This is a genomic window from Mycoplasma putrefaciens KS1 (assembly GCF_000224105.1).
Classification (GTDB): Bacteria; Bacillota_I; Bacilli_A; order Mycoplasmatales; family Mycoplasmataceae; genus Mycoplasma; species Mycoplasma putrefaciens.
In genome coordinates this window covers 481,885-508,388 of sequence record NC_015946.1, presented here as the reverse complement: position 1 = coordinate 508,388, position 26,504 = coordinate 481,885, and the positions used below count along the sequence as shown (strand labels likewise).

General features: G+C 25.5%; 24 protein-coding genes. 16 read left to right on the top strand and 8 right to left on the bottom strand.

Annotated features, from left to right (window positions below; translation table 4 throughout):
• Positions 1-8 precede the first annotated feature (8 nt).
• Genes MPUT_RS02200 through xseB form a run of 6 tightly spaced genes read left to right on the top strand, consistent with a single transcriptional unit; the run spans position 9 to position 4,761 of the window.
• Entirely contained in the window at positions 9-761 is a 753-nt protein-coding gene (locus tag MPUT_RS02200) for a riboflavin kinase (protein ID WP_014035175.1), read from the top strand.
• Positions 754-1,623: a deoxyribonuclease IV gene (locus MPUT_RS02195; RefSeq protein ID WP_014035174.1), complete on the top strand. Its 870-nt coding sequence runs from the start codon at positions 754-756 to the stop codon at positions 1,621-1,623. The genes MPUT_RS02200 and MPUT_RS02195 overlap by 8 nt, the downstream gene beginning before the upstream one ends.
• 47 nt (positions 1,624-1,670) lie before the next feature.
• On the top strand, positions 1,671-2,732 hold the full coding sequence (locus MPUT_RS02190) for a hypothetical protein (RefSeq protein WP_014035173.1): 1,062 nt from the start codon (positions 1,671-1,673) through the stop codon (positions 2,730-2,732).
• Positions 2,733-2,745: 13 nt separating this feature from the next.
• Positions 2,746-3,141, top strand: coding sequence for a transcription antitermination factor NusB (nusB, locus tag MPUT_RS02185; RefSeq protein ID WP_014035172.1), 396 nt, complete (start codon positions 2,746-2,748; stop codon positions 3,139-3,141).
• 2 nt (positions 3,142-3,143) lie between these two features.
• Positions 3,144-4,553, top strand: a complete 1,410-nt coding sequence (gene xseA, locus MPUT_RS02180) for an exodeoxyribonuclease VII large subunit (protein ID WP_014035171.1) — start codon at positions 3,144-3,146, stop codon at positions 4,551-4,553.
• The gene (gene xseB / locus MPUT_RS02175) at positions 4,546-4,761 is read left to right on the top strand and encodes an exodeoxyribonuclease VII small subunit (protein ID WP_014035170.1); all 216 of its coding nucleotides are present in this window, start codon (positions 4,546-4,548) and stop codon (positions 4,759-4,761) included. The genes xseA and xseB overlap by 8 nt, the downstream gene beginning before the upstream one ends.
• 16 nt (positions 4,762-4,777) lie before the next feature.
• On the opposite strand, the gene coaE is transcribed toward xseB, so the two are convergent.
• From coaE to holA, 5 genes are all read right to left on the bottom strand, one after another.
• The gene (gene coaE / locus MPUT_RS02170; protein WP_014035169.1) at positions 4,778-5,338 is read right to left on the bottom strand and encodes a dephospho-CoA kinase; all 561 of its coding nucleotides are present in this window, start codon (positions 5,336-5,338) and stop codon (positions 4,778-4,780) included.
• Complete coding sequence (locus MPUT_RS02165) at positions 5,332-5,616, bottom strand: hypothetical protein (RefSeq protein ID WP_014035168.1); 285 nt, start codon at positions 5,614-5,616, stop codon at positions 5,332-5,334. The genes coaE and MPUT_RS02165 overlap by 7 nt, the downstream gene beginning before the upstream one ends.
• A gap of 46 nt (positions 5,617-5,662) precedes the next feature.
• Positions 5,663-6,247 (bottom strand): hypothetical protein, encoded by a 585-nt coding sequence (locus MPUT_RS02160; protein ID WP_014035167.1) that lies wholly within the window; start codon positions 6,245-6,247, stop codon positions 5,663-5,665.
• A 113-nt stretch (positions 6,248-6,360) separates the two neighbouring features.
• On the bottom strand, positions 6,361-7,791 hold the full coding sequence (locus MPUT_RS02155; protein WP_014035166.1) for a hypothetical protein: 1,431 nt from the start codon (positions 7,789-7,791) through the stop codon (positions 6,361-6,363).
• A gap of 1 nt (position 7,792) precedes the next feature.
• Positions 7,793-8,743 carry a DNA polymerase III subunit delta gene (holA, locus tag MPUT_RS02150; protein WP_014035165.1) on the bottom strand — a complete coding sequence of 317 codons (951 nt, stop codon included), beginning with the start codon at positions 8,741-8,743 and terminating at the stop codon, positions 7,793-7,795.
• Between the two features lie 209 nt (positions 8,744-8,952).
• Here holA and rpsT point away from each other — a divergent pair, with 209 nt between their 5' ends.
• Complete coding sequence (gene rpsT / locus MPUT_RS02145; protein ID WP_014035164.1) at positions 8,953-9,198, top strand: 30S ribosomal protein S20; 246 nt, start codon at positions 8,953-8,955, stop codon at positions 9,196-9,198.
• 51 nt (positions 9,199-9,249) lie between these two features.
• On the opposite strand, the gene MPUT_RS02140 is transcribed toward rpsT, so the two are convergent.
• Complete coding sequence (locus MPUT_RS02140) at positions 9,250-11,313, bottom strand: ComEC/Rec2 family competence protein (RefSeq protein ID WP_014035163.1); 2,064 nt, start codon at positions 11,311-11,313, stop codon at positions 9,250-9,252.
• 116 nt (positions 11,314-11,429) lie between these two features.
• Between MPUT_RS02140 and hisS the strand changes: the two genes are divergently transcribed.
• Both hisS and aspS read left to right on the top strand, forming a co-directional pair.
• The gene (gene hisS, locus MPUT_RS02135) at positions 11,430-12,698 is read left to right on the top strand and encodes a histidine--tRNA ligase (RefSeq protein WP_014035162.1); all 1,269 of its coding nucleotides are present in this window, start codon (positions 11,430-11,432) and stop codon (positions 12,696-12,698) included.
• A gap of 1 nt (position 12,699) precedes the next feature.
• On the top strand, positions 12,700-14,427 hold the full coding sequence (gene aspS / locus MPUT_RS02130; protein ID WP_014035161.1) for an aspartate--tRNA ligase: 1,728 nt from the start codon (positions 12,700-12,702) through the stop codon (positions 14,425-14,427).
• Positions 14,428-14,563: 136 nt separating this feature from the next.
• Here the strand turns inward: aspS and MPUT_RS02125 are convergent, their stop codons facing one another.
• Both MPUT_RS02125 and MPUT_RS02120 read right to left on the bottom strand, forming a co-directional pair.
• Positions 14,564-15,277, bottom strand: coding sequence for a phosphotransferase (locus tag MPUT_RS02125; RefSeq protein WP_014035160.1), 714 nt, complete (start codon positions 15,275-15,277; stop codon positions 14,564-14,566).
• A gap of 12 nt (positions 15,278-15,289) precedes the next feature.
• Entirely contained in the window at positions 15,290-15,991 is a 702-nt protein-coding gene (locus MPUT_RS02120) for a hypothetical protein (protein ID WP_014035159.1), read from the bottom strand.
• A gap of 89 nt (positions 15,992-16,080) precedes the next feature.
• Here MPUT_RS02120 and MPUT_RS02115 point away from each other — a divergent pair, with 89 nt between their 5' ends.
• From MPUT_RS02115 to parE, 7 genes are all read left to right on the top strand, one after another.
• The gene (locus MPUT_RS02115; protein ID WP_014035158.1) at positions 16,081-16,764 is read left to right on the top strand and encodes a hypothetical protein; all 684 of its coding nucleotides are present in this window, start codon (positions 16,081-16,083) and stop codon (positions 16,762-16,764) included.
• A gap of 1 nt (position 16,765) precedes the next feature.
• Entirely contained in the window at positions 16,766-17,401 is a 636-nt protein-coding gene (locus tag MPUT_RS02110) for a hypothetical protein (RefSeq protein WP_014035157.1), read from the top strand.
• A complete protein-coding gene (locus MPUT_RS02105) occupies positions 17,391-17,975 on the top strand; it encodes a hypothetical protein (protein ID WP_014035156.1) in 585 nt (194 codons plus the stop codon). The genes MPUT_RS02110 and MPUT_RS02105 overlap by 11 nt, the downstream gene beginning before the upstream one ends.
• Before the next feature lie 4 nt (positions 17,976-17,979).
• On the top strand, positions 17,980-18,567 hold the full coding sequence (yihA, locus tag MPUT_RS02100) for a ribosome biogenesis GTP-binding protein YihA/YsxC (protein WP_014035155.1): 588 nt from the start codon (positions 17,980-17,982) through the stop codon (positions 18,565-18,567).
• Between the two features lie 12 nt (positions 18,568-18,579).
• Positions 18,580-21,483: a cation-translocating P-type ATPase gene (locus MPUT_RS02095; RefSeq protein ID WP_014035154.1), complete on the top strand. Its 2,904-nt coding sequence runs from the start codon at positions 18,580-18,582 to the stop codon at positions 21,481-21,483.
• A 159-nt stretch (positions 21,484-21,642) separates the two neighbouring features.
• Complete coding sequence (locus MPUT_RS02090) at positions 21,643-24,258, top strand: valine--tRNA ligase (RefSeq protein WP_014035153.1); 2,616 nt, start codon at positions 21,643-21,645, stop codon at positions 24,256-24,258.
• Positions 24,259-24,565: 307 nt separating this feature from the next.
• Complete coding sequence (gene parE / locus MPUT_RS02085) at positions 24,566-26,503, top strand: DNA topoisomerase IV subunit B (RefSeq protein WP_014035152.1); 1,938 nt, start codon at positions 24,566-24,568, stop codon at positions 26,501-26,503.
• Position 26,504: the final 1 nt, after the last annotated feature.

Below are 26,504 nucleotides of genomic sequence, written 5' to 3'. Positions count from 1 at the left end.
GTGAAAGAATGAATAATCAAAAAACAGCCATATTTACTGATTTTAAATATTTAACCAAAAGATTTTTATGTTCTTTTACAAAAGCTAATTTAGTTGTTTTTGGATATTGTTACGCTGATGATGATTTTGATTATCTTTGTTCAAATTATCAAATTAGTGAATTTAAAAAACAAGGTTTTAAGATAATAGAACTTTTAAACGATGACTTTTTAGAATTAATTAATCAATATAATATTAGTAATGTTTATAGTTTAAAAAGTTTCTCACAATTAGATAAATTAGTGAAACTTTGCACCAATACGATTATAAAAGATGATACAGATCTAATAAAACAAGCCAAACAATTACTAGTTGATGCGGATATAAAAGAATTTAAAAAGATCACCGGCTTTAATTACAGTTTTTCTGGAATTGTGACACTTTGTAATCAACTAGGAAGAACCATAAATTTTCCAACAGCAAACATTTTAACTAATTCAACTTTTGTAGTTAAAAATGGTGTTTATTTAGTAAAAGTAGTTATTGATCACCAACAAGTTAGATACGGAATGGGTGATAGTTGAGTTAATAGAAATAATTTAATGGTTTTTGAAGCTAATATTTTTGATTTTAATAAAGATATCTATTCTAAACATATTAGTTTTGAACTATTAGAATATATAAGAGAAAACCAAAAAATTAATAGTTTAGATCAGCTAGTAGAATTAATAGAAAATGACAAAAAAACATGTTTAAACTTATTAAAGGAGAGTTATGAATAAACCACTTTTAGGATGTCATGTTAAGATGACAAAAACAAATCATTATCTAGTAGGAAGTGTTTATGAAGCTATTGGATATAAAGCAAATACTTTTATGATTTTTACAGGTCCACCACAAAATGCTAATAAAGCTGATCTTCAAGCTTTAAATATTAAACAAATGCATGATTTGATCAAACAAAATAATATTAATGCCAAAGATTTAGTTGTTCATGCTGGTTATATTATTAACATTGCTAATAGTGTTGATGCTAAAAAGTGAAACTTTGCAGTAGAAATGTTAAAAAAAGAGATTCAATATTGTGAAGCGATTGGAATTAATCTTTTAGTTTTGCATCCAGGATCATATACAACTGGAGATTATAAAAATTCTTTAGATCAAATCATTAAAGCTTTAGATCTTGTTAGTGAATTTCAAACAAATGTTAAAGTTGTTTTAGAAACAATGTCTGGAAAAGGTGGTGAAGTTTGCTCTAAATTTGAAGATTTTAATTATATTTTTAGTAAGCTTAAACATCCAGAGAAAGTAGGAATTTGTTTAGATACATGTCACATGCATGATGCTGGTTATGATATTAGTAAATGAGAGCAGGTAAAAATTGAACTAAAAAAATATCTTAGTTTAGATAAGGTTTTATGTATTCATTTAAATGATTCAAAAAATGAGTTATCTTCTCATAAAGATCGACACGCAAATATTGGTTATGGATATATTGGATTTGATGCGTTGTGTGAAGTTGTTTGAGACAAAGATTTTGAAAATGTTCCTAAAATATTAGAAACTCCGTACATTGAAGATAATCCACCATATAAAGCCGAGATCGAAAACCTAGTAAATAAAACTTTTTCTGACAACTTATAAAAATACTTATTTAATGAGATAATTTAAAAGGTAAAGGAGCGTTGCTTATGAAAAAAATCTTAGGTATGTTAGCAACACTTGGTTTGATAGCTACTTCTGGAATTGCAACAATAAGTTGTGTTAGAAGAGTAGAAATAAAAAAAGTTTATAATAATTTGTCGTCTATTGAAAATAAAGGCGTTTGGAAAACTAGCCAAGCTTTTGTTAGTCGAGATGAACTAAAAGAAATACTAACAACAAATGGTAATGGAACTAATAATGTTAATAAGCAATATGCTATTAATAGATTAAAAGCTTTAGCAGCAAACGAATTTACTGATAATAAAAATAAGAGCTGAGAAGATTTGCAAAAAGCTGATTTAGTTTTTTATAGAGAAACAGCGGTTAATGTTAATAACCCAAATGGATTGAAAGAATTAAAAAAAGAAGATGACTTTAAGGATTTGGATGATACTAAAGATCAAAAGTTAAAATTTATTTTTAAAACTAATGGTGGTGAACAAAAGACAAGTCAATCTTTAGATGTAATTTTGTTACCTAATTTTTTTAAAATGAAAACAGAAGTTGTGAGCAATTCAACACTAAATATTGATAAGTTTGAAACCCCTATTGTTATAGAATATATAGGTAAAAGCATTGTTGATGTATTTAGAGAACATTTATCGTGATTTGAAGCGTTTTTAACTCAAAATGGTGTTAAAGATGCTAATATTATGAATCCCCAACTTGAGAATGCTATTAAAAATTCATCTAAATTTAATGAATTATTAATCAGTCTTTCATCATATTTAAGTGACGCTGTTAGATTGGCAAATTCAGAATCAGGAAGAATTACTCCATTCGGTAAAAATAAAATCAACTTTAAATATGAAACTAGATCATCAGTTATTTATAATTTTTTAAGACAAAATCCAGAAAACACTTTTAAAGTAGTAAAAGGTACTTTATTTAACCACAATAAATTATTAGAATCTCTAAACAACTTTACATTTGATAAAAACGAGAAAGAATTAAAAATAAATAAAGCTGACATGAATTCGAATTCTACATCATCTCCAACCCAAAAGAATATAATAACTAAAATTAGTATGAGTGCTAAGAAAAAATAAGAGATATAAAAAAATGAAAATTAGTCCGTGAACAAAAAGGAAATTATTGATTCAAGCTTTTTATAAATACCAATTACTAAATGCAAATTTTAATTATATAAAACAAGATGTTTTAGATGATGTACAGCAATTTAAAAATCAAGACGTGATTGATGAAATCGAAACTATTGCCAATCTTAGTGAACAGATTATTCAAACAATTAAACCACTTTTATCATCTAAATGAAGATGAGAAAGAATTCCATCAGTAGTTAGAGCCGTCTTAATTGTTGGAATTTATGAAATAGAATATACCGAAACTCCTAAAGCCGTTGTTATTAATGAAATGGTAGAGTATACAAAAAATTATATTCCAGATTTTGACTTTAAATTTGTTAATGCCATACTAGATAAGGTAGATAAAAAATAGTTATGGAAAAGATTTTAACAGTTCAAGAACTAAACCAAAACATAAAATATTGCTTAGAAAATATAGATTATTTTAAATCAATATATGTAAAAGGTGAATTAAGTAATTTAACTATTAATAAATCATCTGGACATGTATATTTTTCGATTAAAGATGAAAAAGCGTCTGTTGGTTGTATGATTTGAAAAAGTAATGCGCACAAACTTATACAACTAAATCCAAAAGAAGGAATGCAAATAACCTGTGTTGGAAGAATTACATACTATATTGTTGGTGGAAAAATTACTTTTGAAGTAAAAGATGTTAGAATCGAAGGAATTGGTGAACTACAAAAGATCTATGAAGAAAGATTTAAAAAGTTAAAAGAAGCAGGTTGATTTGATCCTAGCATCAAAAAAAGGCTTCCTAATGTTGTTGAAAATGTTGGAATCGTTACTGCTGATACTGGAGCAGCTATTCATGATTTGATTACTACAATTCATAGAAGAATGCCATCAATTAATATATATTTATTTCCATCTCAAGTGCAAGGTGCTCAAGCCCAATTTGACCTTGCTCAAAAAATTAAACAAGCTAATGAATTTGAAGTTAAGCTTGATGTTCTAATTGTTGGTAGGGGTGGAGGAAGTTATGAAGACCTATGAGCGTTTAATGAACTAGAATTGCTTCAATCTATTAAAGATAGTTTTATTCCTATAATAAGTGCTGTAGGTCACGAACCAGACATTACACTAGCAGATTATGTAGCCGATATTAGAGCAGCAACTCCAACTGCTGCAGGAGAATTAGTTAGTAGAGATGTAGTTGAACTTAAAAAACAACTAAGTTATATTTCTGAAAAGTTTCATTTATTATTAAAAAATAAATATAATCAACAATTTGAAATTTTAAAACATGCTAAATTAGAACAAAACAACGCCATTGAAGCACATATTTCTAGAAAAGAAATTCTAATAGAACAAGCACAATTTCATTTACCACAAACAATAAGAACTAAAATTTATAAACTATTTGAAAATTTAAGTTATTTTAGACAGTTTTTATTTCAAAATATTCAAAGAACTCTAAACCATCAAAATATCATCATAATTGATTCTGTCAATACATTAACTCAAAAAACTATTAATAAAATTGAAAAGAACGAAAATGATTTTTTATTTATTAAATCAAATTTTAGATCATTAATGCTTCAAAAAAAATCAATTGAAGAATTGTGATTTGAATCAATCTCAAATAAATTTATTTTATTAAATCCTAAAAAGCCTTTAGAAAATGGTTATAGTATAGTTACAAATCAAAAAGGTCAAAAAATAACATCTTATAAAGATATTAGTATTAATGAAAAACTAAAAATCTTTTTAGCTGATGCTAAATTAACAACAGTTGTTGAAGAGGTGGAAAAAAATGAATAACCAAGAAAAAACTTATGATCAACTAATGCAAGAAATTCAAGATGATTCTAAAAAAATTAGCAGTAGTGAAACATCTTTAGAAGAAGCTATGAAAATTTTTGAAGAAGGTATGAAAAAGATTAAATTAGCTGAAGAAAAGCTAAAAGAATATAAAGGAAGAATCGAAAAAGTTCTAGCTGATGGTAGCTTAGAAAAATTTGAAGATTAATAAATGAAAAACAAACTTATCAATCAATAAGTTTGTTTTTTTGAAGATAAAATTCTAATTCATAAAAGTGTCTAATGCTAATATCATATTTAGTTTTTCTCAGTAACTTTGTTTGCTTTCATCATATTTTAAAAACATTTGATAGACTAGCATTATCTCTTTTTATGACTCTAAAAAGTGTCTTAAAAATGTTTGATTTTACCTTTATTTTAAGATCAACATGTTCTAATTTTAGTTGATCTAATAATGCAACTTCAATTATATAATCAGCCGGTTGATTTGAAATTTGCTGATTAATTTCTTCAGTTATCATTGGTCATAGAAGCATATCTACTTTTTCACCAAGCTCTTTATTTGCGAAAATAATTTTTCTTAAATATTTTCTATCAACTTGATTTTTACTAGTAATAATGGATTTATCTATTTTTTTTAGACTTTCTTTGACATCTTGTCTGTTAAGTAATTCTTTTGCTATAAGATCAGCATTAATGATTTTAAAAGATGGGTGGAATTTAACAAATTTATTACAAACAGTTGTTTTTCCAGATCCTATTTTGCCAAACACAGCAATTATCATGAACTACCTCCAAAGATTTTTAACTGCTTTGCAGGTGATATTTCAGTTACTGTAATAATTAGATTAGCTTTTTTGTCAATCACAAAAAAGATATTGGTATTAGAAGCAGAAATATAAAGAACAGATCCAGATTCAAAACTTTTTGTAGAGCTTTGAATGTGTTTTAAGCATAATTCTTTAACTTCATAATCTTGTTTATCTTGTAATTTCAATCTCTCTTTTGCCCGTTGTAACCCATGGTAGGTAAAAGAGAAATTATGTTTGTAATAATAACTCATAAATCCACCTTTTTTCAAATATTATTATAAATAATAATAAATTGAATTATAGTAATGGTTTAGCTATTTCTTGCAACTCGTTAATTGTTTTTCTCAGTATTCTTGTCATCTTATTTCTTGAGATATCTAACTTATTGCATATCTCATTTTGAGTTTCATCATTAGTATACATACTAAAAATTTCACGGGCTAATGGTTCATCACAATTTTTAAAATACTTTTCAACAACGTCATTTCATCCAGTGTTTATTGGAAAATAATTTGAAGCTATTTTATTAATTTCATCTTCTCTTTTAGTTGGTGAATGATAAACACTTATGTTTAGTACTTTATGTTTGTTGTTGATAAATTTTACACACGCATCTGTGCATTTTCATGTAACTGCATCAATAACTGATGAGATAAATTTCTTTTTAATATTTTTGGTTTGATATTTTTTCAATAAATCATCAAAAGCAAATCAAGCATATGTCATCATATCTTGAAATTCTAATGGAACTTTATAAAATTTTGATAGTGCTTTTTTAATTGCGAATCTAATTGCTGGTTGTAGTATTTCAAACAATTCTAATTTTTCACTTTCAGTCAAATCTTTTAAATCTTTTTTTAAGAATCGTTGAATTTCTTTCATGGCAAATTTTCTCTCTTTCTAACATTTACAAAAACCCTTCTCATTTCAATAAAGTATTAGAAAAAAATATCAAATTGTTGCTCTAATTGAATAAAAAAAACAAAAAGAAGACATTATTTATCTTCTTTTTGATCATTACTTTTATCTTTTTGACTTTTGAATTTCATTAAAAATAGTTTGAACTTGCTAGGTTCTTTGATTTGAACTTCGACATGATCATAAATTGATGGATCCATTTCATATTTTTCACCATTCATAGCAGCCAATACAACTTTTTGATATTCAGTAGTGGCTTTTTGAATTTTTTCTCTATCTAGTTTTGGATTGACAATTAGTAAAATAACCGCAACAATCAATGTCACAATCGTCAAAGACATAGAAGTGATTGAAAGTATAACTGCAATGTTAATTTTTGGTCCATATTTATTAACAACTTGTTGTCAAAAACTATCAAATTGACTTGCAAATTTTTCTTTTTCATCTGTTATAAAACCAAGTAATTCTTTTTTTCATGCATTTGAAATATTTGAGATTGAAGCAAAATTAGATAGTGTTGCTGTAACTGCTCCAAATAACACAAGAAACACAATCACTGGTAATAATGACATTCTGTATTTTTCTCTGGGGTTAGAGTTTGACTTTTTGGTGTATGAACAAATAAACGCGGTTGGTAAAATATAAAACAATGTTGAAATTACACTTGTGAACCCTCTCACACCTAACCCCACCAAAGGAAATCTTTCTAAAAATGTTAATTTATTAGAATCTTTAACATAAGTGTTTCAATCAAAACCATTATCAAAACCGTTTTTAATATCTAATCTTGTAAGTGAAAGATAACTTAATGTAGTAATTAATAAAATAGTTGAAATAGCAGACAATACAGAAAGAATTATTTTAAAAGTTGGCATAAATTTCGGTTTTGTCTTATATGGATAAAACCTTGGATCTTGTGTTGGAATTGGTGGAATATCAGGATTTGAAAGAATGTTTTGATTTAATGAACTAAAGAGATTATTTGCAGCATTGTCTAAATTTTGATTATTTTTAGCTTCTAAATCAGCAGGCTTTGTTACTGATTCAACTGGTTTATCAGCTGTTTGTTCAGTCTTACTTTCTTGAACTTTTTGATCTCACTTTTCAATCATTTTATTAGTAAGTTCAGTTGATTGACTGATCACTTGAACTGTTACTAATTCAGTTTGATCTAATAGTTTGGTTCTAGGAACTTTATATTCTTTAACAATAAATTTCACTAGTTGATCTAAATCATCTGAAATTTGATCTTGAGTTTTGTCATCAAATGTCTCAAATCTTTGTTTTTCAGCTTGTTTTGTGATCAAAATAAAAGCTTTAGCAAATTCTTTGGCATATGTTTGACCTTCAAAACTCATCTCAAAATTAGTTTCTAAAGTTAAAATATTATTTATCAAAACTAAAAACTTATCTCTAAACTCAGCATCTTTATAAATAAAATATCTTAGCTTTTCTGTTTTTATGATGTTTTTAGCTAGATAAATTAGTTTTAAATATAGCTCTTGCATTTTAACCTCTCATATTTTTTATTAGTTCATATTCAACAATGATTTGTTTATCCATTTTAGATGTTACAATTCCTTTAAATATCTTGTATATTAATTTAATTTTATCATTTAGTTTATTAATATCATAATTGCTATTTAAAGCAAGTTGTACTCTATATTGATGTGCTTTTAAGATTGAAGCGATTTGTTGTTGGGTTTTTGAGCTCTGTTTTAATAATAAAACATCTCGATAAAAACTTAAACTTGCATTCAATAAACTTATAAGTCCTATAATATCATCATTTAATAAAAGATAGTCTTTAAGTAATTTAATAAACTTGTCAAGGTTATTATTAACAAAAGCATCAACTAGTCCAAAAATATCTTGTTGGTGATATTTAGCACAAACACTTCAAACTAAATCAATAGTAATTGCTTGTTCTAAACTAGCTAGTTTATTAAGTTCATTGGTAATGATTTGTAGATCATTTGGTAGATATTGATAGATTTGAAAAGCAAGATTACGATCAATCGTTTTATTTTGTTGTTTTAAATAATTAGTAATATATGCAATTATTTTTCGCTGATCAAAAGGTTTAAGATATTCTAAATTACAATGTTGTTCAATAAATTTAGCTATTTTTAATCTTTTAGAAAAGTTATTAGTATTCATTGTAAAGATAATAAGGTTATTTGGATTATATTTTTTTAGCATTTGTTCTAATTTTGTGATTGAAAAATTCTTATTAAAATTAACTTTTGACTCACTAACAAAATATGCATCATTAATAACAATAACATTTTTATCATTAAAAAAACTCAGGTTAGTTACACTTTGATAAATATCATCAAAATCATCTTCAATTAATGAAAAATTTTGCACTTCAACTTGATTGGTTTGTGTTATTTGTTTAATGATTTTATTAATTCTTTCTTTTAATAAAAAGCAGTCTTCTGAATAAATAAAATACATTTCTATCACTCTATTCATTTATATATTTTATAACTTTAAAGGTTTAAAAAGCAAAATAACTACTTTTTAACTCTCTAGTAGTAATTTTATGAAAAACAGTTATTACCAGCTATAATTAAATATTTATCTATTTAACTTTAATTTAAAATTTGTTATACTTACTTATGTATTTTAAAAATTTATAGTTGATAAAGGAGTTGAAAAAAGAAATGGCAAACATTAAATCACAAAAAAAACGTGTTCTAACTAATGAAAAATCAAGATTAGCAAATCGTGCTTTTAAATCAGAAATTAAAACAGCAATTAAAAAAGCTTTAGCTGCTAAAAAAACTCAAGATGCTAGTCAAGAACAATTAGTTAAAGATGCTGTTAGTTTAGTTGATAGAGGTTATAAAAAAGGAATCTTTAAACAAAATAAAGCCGCAAGAGAAAAATCACGCTTAATGAGTGCTTAATTTTTTCAATTCATCTATAAAATAATTTTGATCACCGCTAGTGTGATCTTTTTATTTTCTAAATCAAAACAAATTAGTTTGATAATTAAAAAAGCAATTACCCAGTTCTTGAGTTTTGAAATATGTGATGTTATGTTTAAATAGCATCATTAGTGTTTCAGAACTTGGAAAGTTATAGGTTTTTTGATTTGCTGAAATTAAGCCGTATTTAGGTTTGATCAAACTAATAAACTCATCACTTGAACTAGATTTAGATCCATGATGAGGTACTTGTAAAATATCAATTGGTTTTAAATTAATTACATATTTAAAATAACTATTATTAACTAGTGCAAGTTCAGCTTCTTTTTCAATATCTCCAGTAAATAAAATTCTTGTATTTCGATATTCTAAAATGTGAACTAGTGATTTATTGTTTTCAGATTTTAAGTCATTTCAAAAAAAGTATAAATTAACACCTTTAATACTCTTAATAGGCTCAAAATTATGATAATCAATTACTTGTTTGACATAAAGGTTTTTTTGAATTGTTTCTAAGCCATTAAAATGATCTGTATGATAATGTGAAATCACAACTAAATCAATTTTATTAATTGCATAATATTTTAAAAATTGATAGGGTATTTGATTAGAAAATCCTCGACCAGTTCCACAATCATTAATAATTGTTATATTTTTATATTTATCATGAAAAATAAAAGTATTTCCATTACCAACATTTAACATTGCTAAAAAAACTGCTGGTTTTAATAGTCAGTTAATTAGATAACAAACTAGTAAAGTAAAAAACAAAAGGCTTCAAGTCTTAAAAGATTTGAACTGATACATCATAGCAATTAAAATCACCAGATAAACTAGAATTAAAAAAACTACATTAAACTGACCAGTATTAATATGAAAGTTGATCTTTTTGATTAAGCTTAATAATTTAAATAAACTATCAGTAAGTCAATTACTATTAGTAATTAATCAAAAAGGAATTGTAAAATAAATTACAGCAAATAAAGGTCTTAAAAATATTAAACAAATTTGAATAACAATACTAAAACCATAAAAAGTATAAATTTGTAGCGGAAGAAAATAAAAAGTAAATAAAGTCGATCTTGTTAGATAATTTAAAAATTTATTTTTAAAAATCTGGTCATAAAAAAACAAGAATGCCACAATTACAAACAACGCTGAACTAGAAACTAAAAAACTTGGAGTAATTACAAAACAAATTATTAAACAAACAAATCTCTTAAAAATTAATGGTGTGTTTTTATGTTTGATTTTAAAATATTCACTTACTAAAAAATAAACAATAATTCTAAGACTTGCATAACTGAAATTAGCTAGATATGTGATTAATAAAACTAGTAAATAGAAACCATATTTTAAAATAATTGTTGATTTATATTTGTAATTTATTTTGTATAAAAATTTAGTAAATAAATGAATATTAAAACTACTAATAATAATTAGAAATTCTAAATTTAATTCAGAAATGATTCTTTGAAAATCAGTAGATTTATTATTTTTTTCTAATAAAAATAAACTAATTAGCTTATGAGCATAAATGTGATCTGCTAGTCATTTATTAGATCTTAAACCATTAGTTAAACTAATAATTTGATACTTATCTAATTTGTGATTAACAAATTGCTTTGTTAAGTAATTAAAAAAGTCAAATTGATAATAATTAGTATTTGACTCTAATTTTTCAAAAACTCCTTTAATAATTAATTTTTGATCTAAAAAGAGCTTGTTATCAAAATCAGAAAGATAGAACTTAATGTTTTTATGTTTTAAAATGACATAAGTTTTACTTTTAGCAATCACTTTTGCACTAATTTCTTGATGGTTTAAAAAACTTAAATCACTATGAGAATATCACAGTTTATAACCTATAAAAATTAATCCAACCACAGCAAATATAATTAAAATCAAATAAAAATTTTTGTAGTTCAAACTAATAGTAATTATTAAGAAAAATAGTGATAAAAATAGATATTTAACTTCAAAGTTTAAAATAAAGCTGCAAGCAAAACAAATTGATAGTAATAAAAACATTAAAAAGAAATGCTTATTAACTAAAAAGCTATAAAAGTCACTAGCAAATATTTTAAAACTCATAACATCACCTATTAATGTCTTAGTAAAAAAATAAAAAGATTAACCATTTTAAAATTTAAAGAATGCTAGTTAGTTGTTTGATTTATAATTTAATTATTATTTAAAGGAGATTGTCCATGATACAAAAACCCAGAGGTACTCAAGATATTTATTTAGATCAAGCTAAAAAATGAGTTACTTTAGAAAATAAATTACGTGATATTTTAAATAAATATAATTATTCTGAAATTAGAACTCCGATTTTTGAATTAAAAGAATTATTTGTTCGAAGCGTTGGACAAACTAGTGATATTGTTTCTAAAGAAATGTATCAGTTTACTGATAAAAAACAAAGAGAATTTGTTTTAAAACCTGAAGGTACAGCTCCAACTGTTAGAGCTTTAATTGAAAATAAATTGTATACAGCCGACAACTTACCGTTTAAGACTTATTATTTGTCACCTATGTTTAGATATGAAAGACCTCAAATTGGAAGAAATCGTCAATTTCACCAATTAGGTATTGAAGTTTTTGGAAGTGATGATTTACAACAAGATATTGAAGTTTTAACAATAGCTTATGATATTATTTGTCAGTTAAAACTACAAGATAAAGTTGATGTTGTTGTTAATTATTTACTAACTGGACTTGAAAGACAAAAATATATTCTTGAGCTAAAAAAATATCTTCAACAATTTGATTTATGTGATGATTGTCAAACTAGATTTGAAAAAAATACTTTAAGAATTTTAGATTGTAAAATTGATGCAACTAAATTTGATGATTTGATAAGTATGAGAGACTTTTTAAATTCTGAGCAATTACAACGTTATCAAAAAACTCTAAAAATCTTAAATGATCTAAATATTAAAACAGTTCAAGATGATAAATTGGTTAGAGGGTTAGATTACTATACTGGTTTTGTTTTTGAAATCAAGTACAAAGATAATAGTCTAGGAAGTCAACAGACTTTAATAGCTGGTGGTAGATATAATAATTTAGTTTCTGAAATTGGAAATATTAAGCTTGCTGCTTGTGGGTTTGGAATGGGACTTGAGAGAGTACTACTCATTTTAGACCAAAACAAGATAGCTATTGATAATAAAGATAATAGTTTAGATCTATATACTATTTGTCTATCTGATAATGCAATTTTAATTAACCAACAAATACTAAGTATCTCAAGAGCTTGTAACTGAAAATGTGATACCAATAATATGCACAAATCCTTAAAATCAGCTTTTAAACAAGCTGAAAAATATAACGCAAAAAACATCATTATTTTAGGTGATCAAGAAGCACAAACAAATAATTTTATAATCAAAAATCAACAAACTAAACAACAACAAGAGTGCAATTTAGAAAATTACACTGAAAAAATCAATTTACTATTAAAAGGAGTTTAATATGAAAAGAACGCACACCTGTGGACAATTAAATAGTTCTAATGTAGGTCAAGAAGTTTTATTACAAGGTTGAGTTAGAAAAATTAGAAAATTAGGTGCAATGACTTTTATTGATCTAAGAGATAGATATGGTATTACACAACTAGTTTTTAATGATTCATTTAAACAAATTTTAGCAAATCTTAAAACTGAGTATGTTATTCAAGTTCAAGGAATTGTTGAAAAAAGAAAAGCAATTAACTCAGAATTAAAAACAGGTGAAATTGAAATTAAAGTTAATGATCTTTTTATTATTAATAAATCAGAACTTACACCTTTTATGATTGAAGACAATATTACAAGCACTGAAGATACAAGACTTGCTTATCGTTATTTAGATTTAAGAAGACCTGAAATGCAACAAAATTTAATTCTAAGAGCTAAGTTAAACCGCGTAATTAGAAACTTTTTAGATGAAAATGATTTTTTAGAAATTGAAACTCCTTATTTTGCAAAATCAACTCCAGAAGGAGCTAGAGATTTTTTGGTGCCATCTAGATTAAATAAAAATAAGTTTTATGCTTTGCCTCAATCACCACAATTATTTAAACAACTTTTAATGATTTCTGGTTTTGACAGATATTATCAAATAGTTAGATGTTTTAGAGATGAAGATTTAAGAATAGATCGTCAACCTGAATTCACTCAATTAGATTTAGAAATGAGTTTTGCAACTGGTGAAGATGTTATGCAAGTTGCTGAAGCTCTAATTAAAAAAATTTTATGAGATCTTAAAGGTTATCAAATTAAAGATCAACTACTTAGACTAGCTTATAAAGATGCAATTGATTTATATGGAACTGATAAACCTGATTTAAGATATGATTTAAAAATTCATACTTTAAATGAGATTTTTAAAAACACTCAAGTAAAAATGTTTAATAATCTAGATTCTAATTATATTAGAGCAATAGCTATTGATAAATTATTAACTAAAAAACAACTTGAAGAGTTAACTGAGCAACTAAAACAATTTGGTTTTACTTCTTTAGCATTTGTAAAATTTGAAAACAATCAATGAAGTGGTAGTTTAGCAAGTCAATTATCTGAAACTGAAAAAGCACAATTAATCAAAGAATTTGATATTAAAACAAATTCAACAATTTTAATTAATTGTGGAAAATATGACAAAATTTCTCAAGCAATGGGTGCTGTGAGAGTTTGTTTAGCTAAAATGTTTGATTTGGCTAGAAAAGATCAGTTTAAAGTTTTATGAGTGGTTGATTTTCCTTTATTTGAATATAGTGATCAAGAGCAAAGATATCTTGCTGCACATCATCCATTTACTATGCCAAAACAAGAAAGTTTAGCTGATTTTGATACTAATAAAAAACAAGCTTTAGCTTATGCTTATGATTTAGTAATGAATGGTTTTGAAATTGGTGGAGGAAGTCAGAGAATTACTGATCCTGATATTCAAAAAAGAATGTTTAATGCAATCGAACTATCTTCTGAAGAAATTGAAATTAATTTTGGTTGATTTATTAATGCTTTTAAATACGGTGCACCTTATCATTCTGGGATTGCTTGGGGGTTAGATCGAGTTGCAATGATACTAGCCAATACTAATTCTATTAGAGATGTCATTGCTTTTCCTAAGAACTCGTCTGGAGTTGATGTGATGAATAACGCTCCTGATTATGTAAGTGATAACCAATTAGACGAATTAAATATCAAAATAGTTAAATAATATTCAAACTGCTAAATCAGCAGTTTTTTTATCTTCAAAGATCAAACTTGATTGTAAAACACTGTCTAATAATTTATTTAATATTTTAGTTTGGATTCTAGATAAATTAAGTAAAGTTTTATTTGTATGAAAATTATTAAATTTCTTTTACTAATTGATAAATTCTGTTCTCAAGAGCTTTTGTATCATGTGGGGGTGGTGTTTGAGTACGAATTCACAAAATAACTATATAGTTAACAAAAATTTTAGATAGTAAAAGCTTATCTTTATGATAATCTTGATAAACTTCTAGTAGTTTATTTTCACATTCTTTACTCATTTGTGATGTTTCAATTAGATATGCTAATTCAAAGTGTTTATCACCCATTGTTGCATATTCTCAATCAACAAAATAGATTTTATTATCTTTGGTTTGAATCATATTAAAACTAAATAAGTCATTATGTAAAGGTGTCTCATGATCCATTTGCTTTAAAATTTGGTCAATTAAATGTTCATAATCATCTAACACTTGAGTATTAGTATTTAATTCTTTAATTTTGGTTCGATAATACTCAATTCGTTTTGTTAAATTAAATTCAGGAAATTTTAGATTAGAATTATGAAGTTGTTTTATTTGTTTGGTAATTATTTGGATATTTGTTAAATCGATTATAGGTTCAACTCCATTGATAAATTCTCATTCTATTTCTGTGGCAGTATTTTTTAAAAGTTTAGGTACAAAATCAAAAATTTCTAATAATGAGTAGTCAATTTTATGATTAAAAGAATTATGCCTTTTAATTTGTAAAAATTTGTCATCAACTTTATATGAAATATTAGTGCCACCCTTTGTAATTTTTTGTCTCATAGTTTAACTTCCTTAGTTTAATTTATAAATAAATTCTTGTAATAGTATTGAATAGCTTCTGTTAAATTCATCTTCTAAATAGCAAAAATAAATAATTTTTAAAAACTCAGTTTCTCTAATTTTGTTGTTACTAAATAATGCTTTAGCATATTTTGCTGTTCAACTACTAAATTTACTAGAGTTAAGTAGTTGATTAGCAAAATCTTGTTTTTCATTATAAAGATCTTTTAAATTATTTTTATATTCATTAGGAATAATTTTTAAAACTTCATTTGAAAATCTTTCAAATTTATCATTTAAAATTTGATTTGCTAACTGATAAGCTGTTTGTTGTTTATTTAAAATAATTTCATAATCCATTTTTAGATAAAAATCTATCATTGTGTTAATAGCTTGACACATCGCTAGTAAACTAACATAATTCTTAATTGCTTGGTCAAATTTTTTAAATAATCTTTTATCTGAAATAATTTTTTTAACTCTAGGCTTAAAAAAGTTTAAATAATTATTAATTGCTTTAAAAGCCTTGTCTAGACTAACAAAACTAATATCATCAAAATTAATATAATCATTTGGATTCAAGCCAAAGTTTCTGATTCATTTTTTGTTTTTTATTATTAAAGTATTTAAACGTTTTTCAAATCACGGATTTATATGAGAATATGCTTTTAAATCAGAAGAATTTAACTCTTTTAGTTTGTAAATTTCAACCATAAACATACCCCATTTCAATCTCTATTATATATAAAAATCATTTTTGAGATAAGTTATAATTAAATTAATATCTGATAAAGGAGAACGTTATGTCAAACAATAAATCTGAAGTTGAACTGGATTTTTTTGAACCTAGTCTAGCAATTATCATAACTAATTTAGACTATCTTTTAACTAATTTGAATTTAAATAAACAAGACAAACTTAACCAACAATTAGAAAAAATCCTTGTTGAGTTTGAAGAAATTGCTGATTTAGATTTATGAGACCAACTAGCAAACAAATTAGAAAAACTTGAATCAGAAATTGTAAAAGAACTTTTAAAAATCAAAGATAGTAGTTTATTTAATTTAATTTGTGCATTTCAAATTAGTAAAAGCTTAGCATTACTTTTAAAACAGAATAGCTTTATATTTAAAGGTTTAGATAGTCTAGAACAAACTTTAAAAACAACTAACCAACAAGATTATCTTGATTATTTTAAAAAACTAGTTGTAAGCAAAGTTAACGAAATTTTAAAAGAAAATAAACCAATTTTTAATAACTTAATATCATCAAAAGATGAATTTAAAAAAGTCTATCAAATTTTATGTGATGAGACTAATTTTGATGATTTATTCGAAGGAAACCAGCTTTTAATAGAAATTTTAAGAACTAATCTTGATTTTGCTAACCAAACCGATTTAAGGCAATTAAACACTTTGGTTAAAATCCAAGCTTATCTAGACTTTATAAACTTCTGACAACAAACTATAGGTTTAGAAGAAAACTAGTATGAATAATAAATTGAATGCTTTTATAGTTTTTATAGTAATTTATTTTATTATTTTGTTAATAGTTGGAGTGCTTGCTTATTTGTATCAGATTAAAAGACAAGCTTTTATTGATTACAACAAAAAACATTTTATAAAATGAAACCAGTATAAAAAAGCTCATTTCAATGATCCTTTAAAAGAAATTAGTTTTAAATATCAACTTCCTAGCGATGAAGTTGCCTTATTAGAACAAAATTATCAAATATCAGTTACCACAACTGATCTAGTAAATAAAAAGCCATCGAAAAGACAACTTAAAAAAGAGCTAGTTGATGACTTATTAGTTGATGATTTTATTGTTTTAAAAGAAAATCTAAAATTTAAGACTCGCTTTAATAACTATCAATTTTTTGACTCAACAGTTTATCTGACAAATAAAAAAATCATTTTAGAATTTGAAGATAAATATTTAAAGTTGTTTTTAACTGATATTAGATCAATAACTGTATGTGTTATTAATGATCATAATAATTTTTTAGATGGTTGCTTTTTAAGAGCAAACAATGTAGAAATTACAATTGTAGGTGAGGTTTTTAAATTAGTATTAATTGTTCAAAAATTACTTCAACAGAAAGGAATCTCAAATGTTATTTAATAAAAATAATCAACTTTTTCTTTCTAATATTGTCTTATACGTTCTAATTTCTATTTTATCTCTAGTGGTATTTTTGATAACTGTCAAAGCACTGCTAGTAGTTAAAAAACAACTTTTAATAATTAAAAATCAAGAAGTCTTAAACAGTTTTTTTAATACTAAAAATTACTTAAAAATTATAATTAACTTAATCATAGATAGTTGTTTATTAATATTATTAACTATTATTTTTGTACTAATACTAACTAAGACTTTGTCAAATAGTTTTTTTATTTTTGAAATATCTGCAATTATTAAAATTATGCTAACTATTATCAATTATTTTGTAAATCTTAGACTGATAAGATCATTATTAATCATTCTAACTGATAAGTATTTAATTATTTTTAAAACTGCAATACAATTAAATAAACTCTTTTCTGTTAGATTTGAATTAACAAAAGTATTTAAAAAAGCTGTTATTAATTATTTTGATCAAAATAATAATAAAGAACAATTAAAACTTTATTTAAATCATGATTTAAGACGATGAATAGAAACTAATCTAAATCATTACATTAAAAAAGAGGAGTAAAATAATGATTAAACAAGCAGTTTTTATCAAATCAGCAGCAGATAGAAGTGGATGAATTGATGATGATGTTGCTGAAATATGTTTTGTTGGTAGAAGTAATGTTGGTAAATCTAGTTTTATTAATTCCTTAACAAATAATAATAAGTTAGCTAAAGTAGCTAACACTCCAGGAAAAACTAGATTATTAAACTTTTTTGATATTAATAAAAATCAGTTTAGATTAGTTGATGCTCCTGGGTATGGCTATGCAAAAATTAGTGATAATATGAAAATACAGTTTGCTAAAATGATGCAAGACTATTTTACTAATAGAAAAAACTTAAAAGGTGTGTTTATGTTGGTTGATCTAAGACACTTACCAACTAAAGATGACATTCGAATGTATCAATTTTTAAAATATTACAATATTGCTGTTGTGATTATTGGTACTAAATTAGATAAATTGAAAAAAAACCAGTATCTTAAAAATGAACAACAAATCAAACAAGCCTTAGGTTTTGATCCAAAAGACAGTTTTGTAAAAGTATCTAATTTAGATAAAACTAATATTTCAGAATGCTATGATAAAATAATTAAACTTTTAGAAGGGTAAAGCAATTTAAAAATGAGTGATTATAAAACGCAAACCAAAACTGAGATTGAATCTAGTTTAAATACAAATCTTGCAACTGGATTAACTGAACAAGAAGCTAGTTTGAGATTGACAAAAAATGGTAAAAACCTTTTACCAAATAAAAAACCAACTCCAGCAATTTTAATCTTTTTTAAATCATTTTTTCAACCTATTCAAATCATTTTATTTATTGCTGCAATTATTTCAATTATTGCTCCTTTAATAGCACAAAAAAACTTTTCACTTCATTTTGAAAATTTTATTGATTTTTTAGTAATTATGTTTGTTATTATCTTGGATGCTTTGTTATCAACTGTTCAAGAAGTTAAAGCTAGAAAATCAGTTGATGCTTTAAAATCATTATCAAAACCAACTGCAATTGTGTTAAGAGAATCAGTTACAAAAGAAATTGATGCTAGTAATTTAGTTGTTGGTGATATTGTTTTACTTGAAGCAGGAAAATACGTGCCAGCTGAATTAAGATTGATTGAAGCAAATGATTGTATGATTGATGAATCAATTTTAACTGGTGAATCAATTAGTGTTGAAAAAACTGACCAACCAATAAAACCTACCAAAATATTGTCAAGTATGAAAAACACTGCCTTTATGTCAACTTTTGTGACTTCTGGACGTGCTATTGGAGTTGTAATTGGAACTGGAACTGACACTGAAATTGGAAAAATCTCACAATCAATTTCAGAAAATGAAAATCAAATTACACCTTTAGGTAGAAAAATTAATAAATTTAGTTATTTAATTTCATTTATTGCAGTAGTTGTTAGTGTTTTTGTCTTTTTATTATTTTTATTTACCGGAAATAAAAATAACTGAGCTAATTATCTAATGATTGCTATTACTTTAGCTATTGGAGTTATTCCTGAATCATTATCTGCAATTGTTTCAATTACATTGTCATTTGCAACTAAAAGAATGGTTAAAGAAAATGTCATAGTTAAAAAACTTGAAAGTATTGAAACTTTAGGTTCAGTTAATGTGATTTGTACTGACAAAACTGGTACATTGACACAAAACAGAATGGCTATTCAAAAGTTAATTTGAAACAACCAAATTATTTCATCTCAAGAATTTATTAATTTAAATACAAATGCTTCAAAAGAATTATTTTTAAAAGCACTAGTTCTTCCTAATGATTCAATCACTGAAAATGGTGAAAGAATCGGTGATCCTACAGAATTAGCTTTAGTTGATTTTGCTGAAATGATGAACGTTGATGAACAAGATTTTCGAAAAAAATATCAAAGAATAGATGAAATTGTTTTTGATAGTGAAAGAAAACTAATGACTACAGTAAATCAATTAGATGATCAAAAAGTTGTTTTTACTAAAGGTGCTTTAGATCAATTATTAAAAAAATGTACAAAAATTTATTTAAATAATAAAATTATTAATCTAACCTCAGCTCATAAAAAAGAGATTAAAAAAGCTTCAACTTCGCTTAGCGATGATGCATTAAGGGTTTTGGGTTTTGCTTATAAAATATTAGTTAATGATAATAATAACTATGAATCTGAACTAATTTTTATTGGAGCTACAGCAATGATAGATCCAGTTAGACCTGAAGCAGTTCTAGCAGTTGCTGAAGCAAAAAAAGCTGGAATTAAAGTGATTATGATTACAGGAGATCATGCCACTACAGCCTTAGCTATTGCTAAAGAATTAGATCTAGCATTTACTTCTTATGAAGTGTTAACTTCAGAAAAACTTGAACAATACACTGACAAAGAATTAGAAAGTGCAATTGACAATATTAAAATTTTTGCAAGAGTTAATCCCGAACACAAAGTAAGAATTGTTCAAGCATTGCAAAACAAAGGTTATATTGTCGCTATGACTGGTGATGGGGTTAATGATGCGCCAAGCCTAAGTAAAGCTGATATTGGTGTTGCTATGGGAATTACTGGAACTGATGTTGCTAAACAAGCAGCTGATGCAATTTTAACTGATGATAATTTCAAAACTATCATTAAAGGAGTCATCGAAGGAAGAAATGTCTTTCAAAAAATTCGCCGAGCAATTGTATTATTATTAGGATTTAATTTTGCCAATGTTTTTACTATCATTTTATCTTCTTTAATTTTAAAAGTTTCACCACTTGAAGCTACAAATATTTTGTTTATTAATCTAGTTGTTGATTCTTGTTTAGCTTTTGGAATTGGAATGAGTCCGTTAGATGATTCACTAATGTTATTAAAACCTCAAAAAAAGACTGCTGGTATTTTAAAAGATCTCATATGACCAATCTTTCAAATAGCACTTTCACTATCAGCTGCTCAAATTATAAGTTTTATTATCGCAATGCAAGCAACTGATATGCAGCATTGAAATAGCATACAAGATTATCAATTTAAAACAGATAACTGATTCTTATTTATACAAAATAACAATCTTGAACTATCTAAAAATATATCTAATATTAATAATTTTATTGTTTTTGGTAGAACAGGTATGTTTATCACAAGTATTATCGCACCATGTTTTTTTGCCCATCTAATTAAACTAACTAATTGAAAAGCAACTAAAAAAATCGATCTAACAATTTCTAAGCCTTTAATAATTGGTTCAGTTGTTGTGATTTTAATTTCAATTCTAGCATTTTGTATTCCTGGAGTTAACTCAACTGTTTTTGGTTTGGCTGCAATTAACAAAGAACCACACTTAAGTTGAAATAAAAATAATTTTTGAATTTTATTTACAAGTTTAGCATGTGCTTTAATTCCAACTTTATTTAAATTAATCACTGATACAATCCAATTTTATTCTTATCATCTTAGTTCAAGAGATTGAGAAAACAATCAAAAATTAATTAGCCAGTTAATTGAACAAGATTCTAAATCTCAAGTTTTTAATAAGCAAAAGAAAAATAATCACTAGTTTTTAGATATTAATTTTGTTAGTAAACAATAGCTCAAAGTTTTTGAGCTAACTTATTTATTAAGAAAGATAGATTAAATTTAACAGTCTTTTATATATTTATAAGTATTAATAAAAAATCTTATAATATAAAATAAAATGTTATTGCAAGGAGCAGCTATGAAAAAGCAATTAGAATCTAAATATAACCATCAATTAGTAGAACAAAATAAGTATCAGTTTTGATTAGATCAACAGCTTTTTAAAGCAGATCCTAACTCGAAAAAACCTAAGTTTTCAATTATTTTACCACCTCCTAATGTAACAGGTAAGCTTCATATCGGTCATGCTTGAGATACTAGTTTACAAGATGCAATTATTCGTTTTAAAAAAATCACAGGTTATGATACTTTGTATTTACCCGGTATGGATCACTCTGGTATTAGTACACAAGTTAAAGTAGAAGCCAAACTAAAAGAACAAAACATTGACAAACACAAATTAGGTCGAGAACAATTTTTAAAAGAAGCTTGAAAATGAAAAGAAGAATATGCCTCAGTTATTAGAAGTCAATGAGCTAAGTTAGGGTTGAGTTTAGATTATTCAATTGAAAAATTTACTTTAGATGCTGATGTTAATGATGTTGTTAACGAGATTTTTGTCAAGTTCTATAATGAAAAAATTATTTATAAAGGAAAACAAATAGTTAATTGAGATCCAATTCAACAAACTGCAATTTCAAATATTGAAGTAATTTATCGAGAAACTGAATCAAAAATGTATTATTTTAAATACTTGATAAAAGATTCAGATGATTATTTAATAGTTGCTACTACTCGTCCTGAAACAATGTTTGCTGACCAATGTTTAGTTGTTAACCCTAATGATGATAGGTACAAAAAATATCTTAATAAACAAGTTATTAATCCTGTTAATAATCAAATTATTCCAGTTATTGGTGATGAGTATGTTGATTCTGAATTTGGAACCGGTGTTATGAAATGTACTCCAGCTCATGATGCAAATGATTTTGAATTAGCTGTTAAATATAACTTAGAAATGATAATTTGTTTAAATCCTGATGCAACAGTTAATCATTTGGGTGGTGAATTGTATGCCGGATTAGATCGATTTGTTGCAAGAGAAAAAATCGTTGAAATTGCTAAGCAAAATAACTTACTAGTTAAAGAAGAAAAAATTACTCACCAAGTTGGATATAGTGAAAGATCTAATGCTATTGTTGAACCTTATCTTTCAGACCAATGATTTGTTAAAATGCAAAAATTTAATAAAATGATTTTAGATTTACAAGCTTCAAGTAATAAAATTAATTTTTTTCCAGAACGCTTTAATGATGTGTTAGTTAAATGAATGCAAAATGCCAATGATTGATGTATTAGTCGTCAGTTATGATGAGGTCATCAGATTCCTTGTTGGTATCATAAACAAACCAAACAACTATATGTATCAAAACAACCACCACAAGATATTGAAAATTGAGTACAAGATGCTGATGTCTTAGACACTTGATTTTCATCTGGATTATGAGCATTTTCAACTCTAATGAATGGTCAAGGATTTACGAGTGAATATTTTAAGAATTATTTTCCAAGCAATGTTTTGGTAACTGGTTATGACATTATCTTTTTTTGAGTTGCTCGTATGATTTTTCAAACTTTAGAATATACAAAACAAATCCCTTTTAAAGATGTTTTAATTCATGGATTAGTAAGAGATCAAGAAAACAGAAAAATGTCTAAATCTCTAGGAAATGGAATTGATCCAATGGATATTATTGAGCAAAATGGTGCTGATGCTTTAAGGTTATTTTTACTAACTAACTCAACTCCTGGTCAGGATATAAGATTTTCAAATTCTAAAATTGCAGCTTGTTGAAATTTTATTAATAAATTATGAAATGCAAGTAGGTATGTTTTTATTAATCTAGAAGATGATTTTTTATTTGATCCTGAATTTTATAAAAATGAATTAGATGTAGCTAGTCAATGAATTTTAACTGAGTTATCTGAAGTTCAAAGTTATGTTTATGACAAAATGAATAAGTATGAATTTGGATTAGCAGGAACTAGATTATTTGAATTTGTATGAGACAAATTTTGTTCTTGGTATATTGAATTTGCTAAGATTAATCTAAAAAATCAATTAGCAAACCAAACTAAACAAACTTTATTTTATCTATTAAAAGAAATTTTAATTATGCTTCATTCTTACATTCCATTTGTAACTGAAGAAATTTATCAAACTATGAATTTAAAAGCTTCAATAATGTTAGAACAATGAACTATACTGAATCTGAAATATGAGACTAGTTATATTAGTGATGTTATTAATATGATTACAAGTTTACGTGAATTTAGAAATACAAATAAAATTAAAAATAGTTTAGTTTTAAAAGTTTTGATTAGTAATACAAATCAAAAACACACTGATAGTTTTAAACAACATAAAGATCAAATTGCTAGTTTTTTAAAAAAATTTACTAATACTTTATTAGTTGATGATTTAGATTCAACTAATAAAACTAGCTTATCAATTCAAGAATACTTTTTAGATATTGCAAATGATTCATTTACTGATAAAAAGCAATTAATTAAAGAGTTGGAATTTAAAATCTCAGAATTAGATAAAGAAATTTTAAGAAGCAAAAAAATATTAAATAATTCAGATTTTATTAATAAAGCAAAACCTGAAAAAATTGCTCAAGAAAAAAACAAATATCAATCATATCAAGAACAATTAAAAGCTATTAAAACTAAGCTTGATAGTTTAAAATAAACAAACTTGATTTAAAAATATAAGTCCTATGATGTTGTTAAATATTACAAACTATAGGGCTTTTTCTTTTGAAGCTTTAACTTATTGAATTGATAATAATTTTTATTTTTTAAAAGATAACATTTATTAAATTCCAGAGCTAATTACTTTAAAAATTGAATTTTAAATTTGTTTAATAAACATTTTTTTAAAAACTAAAAGTGATAAATTGTTTATTGTCATTAATAAAATGATTTTAAGAGCTAGAAAGATAAGAACTTTAATATAATAAATATAAAGTAAAGCTGTTATAGATTGGGGTTTTATAATGCCAGAAAATAAGAAATATGATGAGTCAGCTATTCAGGTTTTACAAGGATTAGAAGCTGTTAGAAAACGCCCTGGAATGTATATCGGATCAACTGACAGTCGAGGATTGCATCATCTGGTATGAGAAATTGTTGATAATGCAATTGATGAAGCATTAGCAGGATATTGTGATGAGATTGAAGTAGTACTTGAAAAAGATGGTTCAATTACTGTAAGTGATAATGGTCGAGGTATTCCTACAGGAATGCATAAAATTGGTAAATCAACTCCAGAAGTAATATTTTCAATTTTGCATGCTGGAGGTAAGTTTGACACAACAGCATATAAATCAAGCGGTGGACTTCACGGAGTTGGAGCTAGTGTTACTAATGCGTTATCTAAAAGGTTTAAAGCAACAATTTATCGTGATAAAAAAGTTCATGAGATTGAGTTTATCAATGGTGGAAAGTTATCTAAACCTTTAACTGAAACAGCAACTACTCATAAAACTGGAACAACTATTAACTTTTTACCTGATAATACGATTTTTAATACTGTTAATTTTAGTTTCTCAACTATCAGTCAAAGACTAAAAGAATCAGCACTATTAAATTCAGGTTTACAAATTGTTTTAATAGATAAAATTAAGCAAAGACATGTTGAATACAAGTTTGAAAATGGTTTAGAAGAGTTTGTTAAAGAATTAGCTGAAGATAAAAAAGCAGTTACTGATATTATTAGTATTAATTCTGAGACTAAAAACATAGTAACTGAAATTTGTTTACAATACACAGAAGAAGATAATGAAATCATTTTAGGATTTGCAAATAATGTTAAAACTCCTGACGGAGGAACTCATATTGCAGGTTTTAAATCAGGACTTGTTAGAGCAATTAATGAATATGCAAAAAATCAAAAATTATTAAAAGATAAAATGAGACTAGATCCTAATGATTTAAGAGAAGGATTAATTGCAATTGTTACAGTTAAAGTTCCTGAAAATTTAATTGAATATGAAGGACAAACTAAATCTAAACTAGGAACTCCAGATGCTAAACAAGCTGTTGAAACTGCAACATATGAATTTATGAATTACTGGTTAATCGAAAATAAACTACCAGCTACTAAAATTATTGAAAATGCTTTAATTAATCAAAAAGCAAGAGAAGAAGCAAGAAAAGCTCGTCAAGCAGTCAAAAACGTTAAAGATAAAAAATCTTCGACTAGAATGATGCTTGGAAAATTAACTCCAGCTCAAGGAAGAAAAAAAGAAATTAATGAATTGTACCTTGTTGAAGGAGATTCGGCAGGTGGCAGCGCCAAATCTGGAAGAGATCGTATGTTTCAAGCAATCTTACCTTTAAGAGGTAAAGTTATTAACTCTGAAAAAGCAAAATTAGTAGATTTATTAAAAAATGAAGAAATACAAACTATTATCAACGCAATTGGAGCTGGAGTTGGTAAAGATTTTGATATTAAAGATGCTAATTATGGAAAAATTATTATTATGACTGATGCTGATACCGATGGAGCTCACATCCAAACTTTATTATTGACTTTCTTTTTTAGACATATGAAAGACTTAATTATTAATAAAAAAATCTATATTGCCTTACCGCCTTTATACAAAATTACTTTTACTGATAAAAGTTTCATTTATTTATGAGATGAACAAGAATTAAAAAATTTTAGTAAAAAAACTAATAAAAAATATGAGATCCAACGTTATAAAGGACTTGGTGAAATGAATGCTGATCAGTTGTGAGAAACTACAATGAATCCTGAGAAAAGAAAGATTATTCAAGTAGCTATAGAAGATGGATTGGTAGCTGAAAGAATGTTTAAAACATTAATGGGTGATGATGTTGAAAAACGTAAAGATTGAATTAATGAAAATGTTAAATTTAGTTTAGAAGATGAGCAAATTAAAATCGAAACTGAACAATTAGAAATGTAGG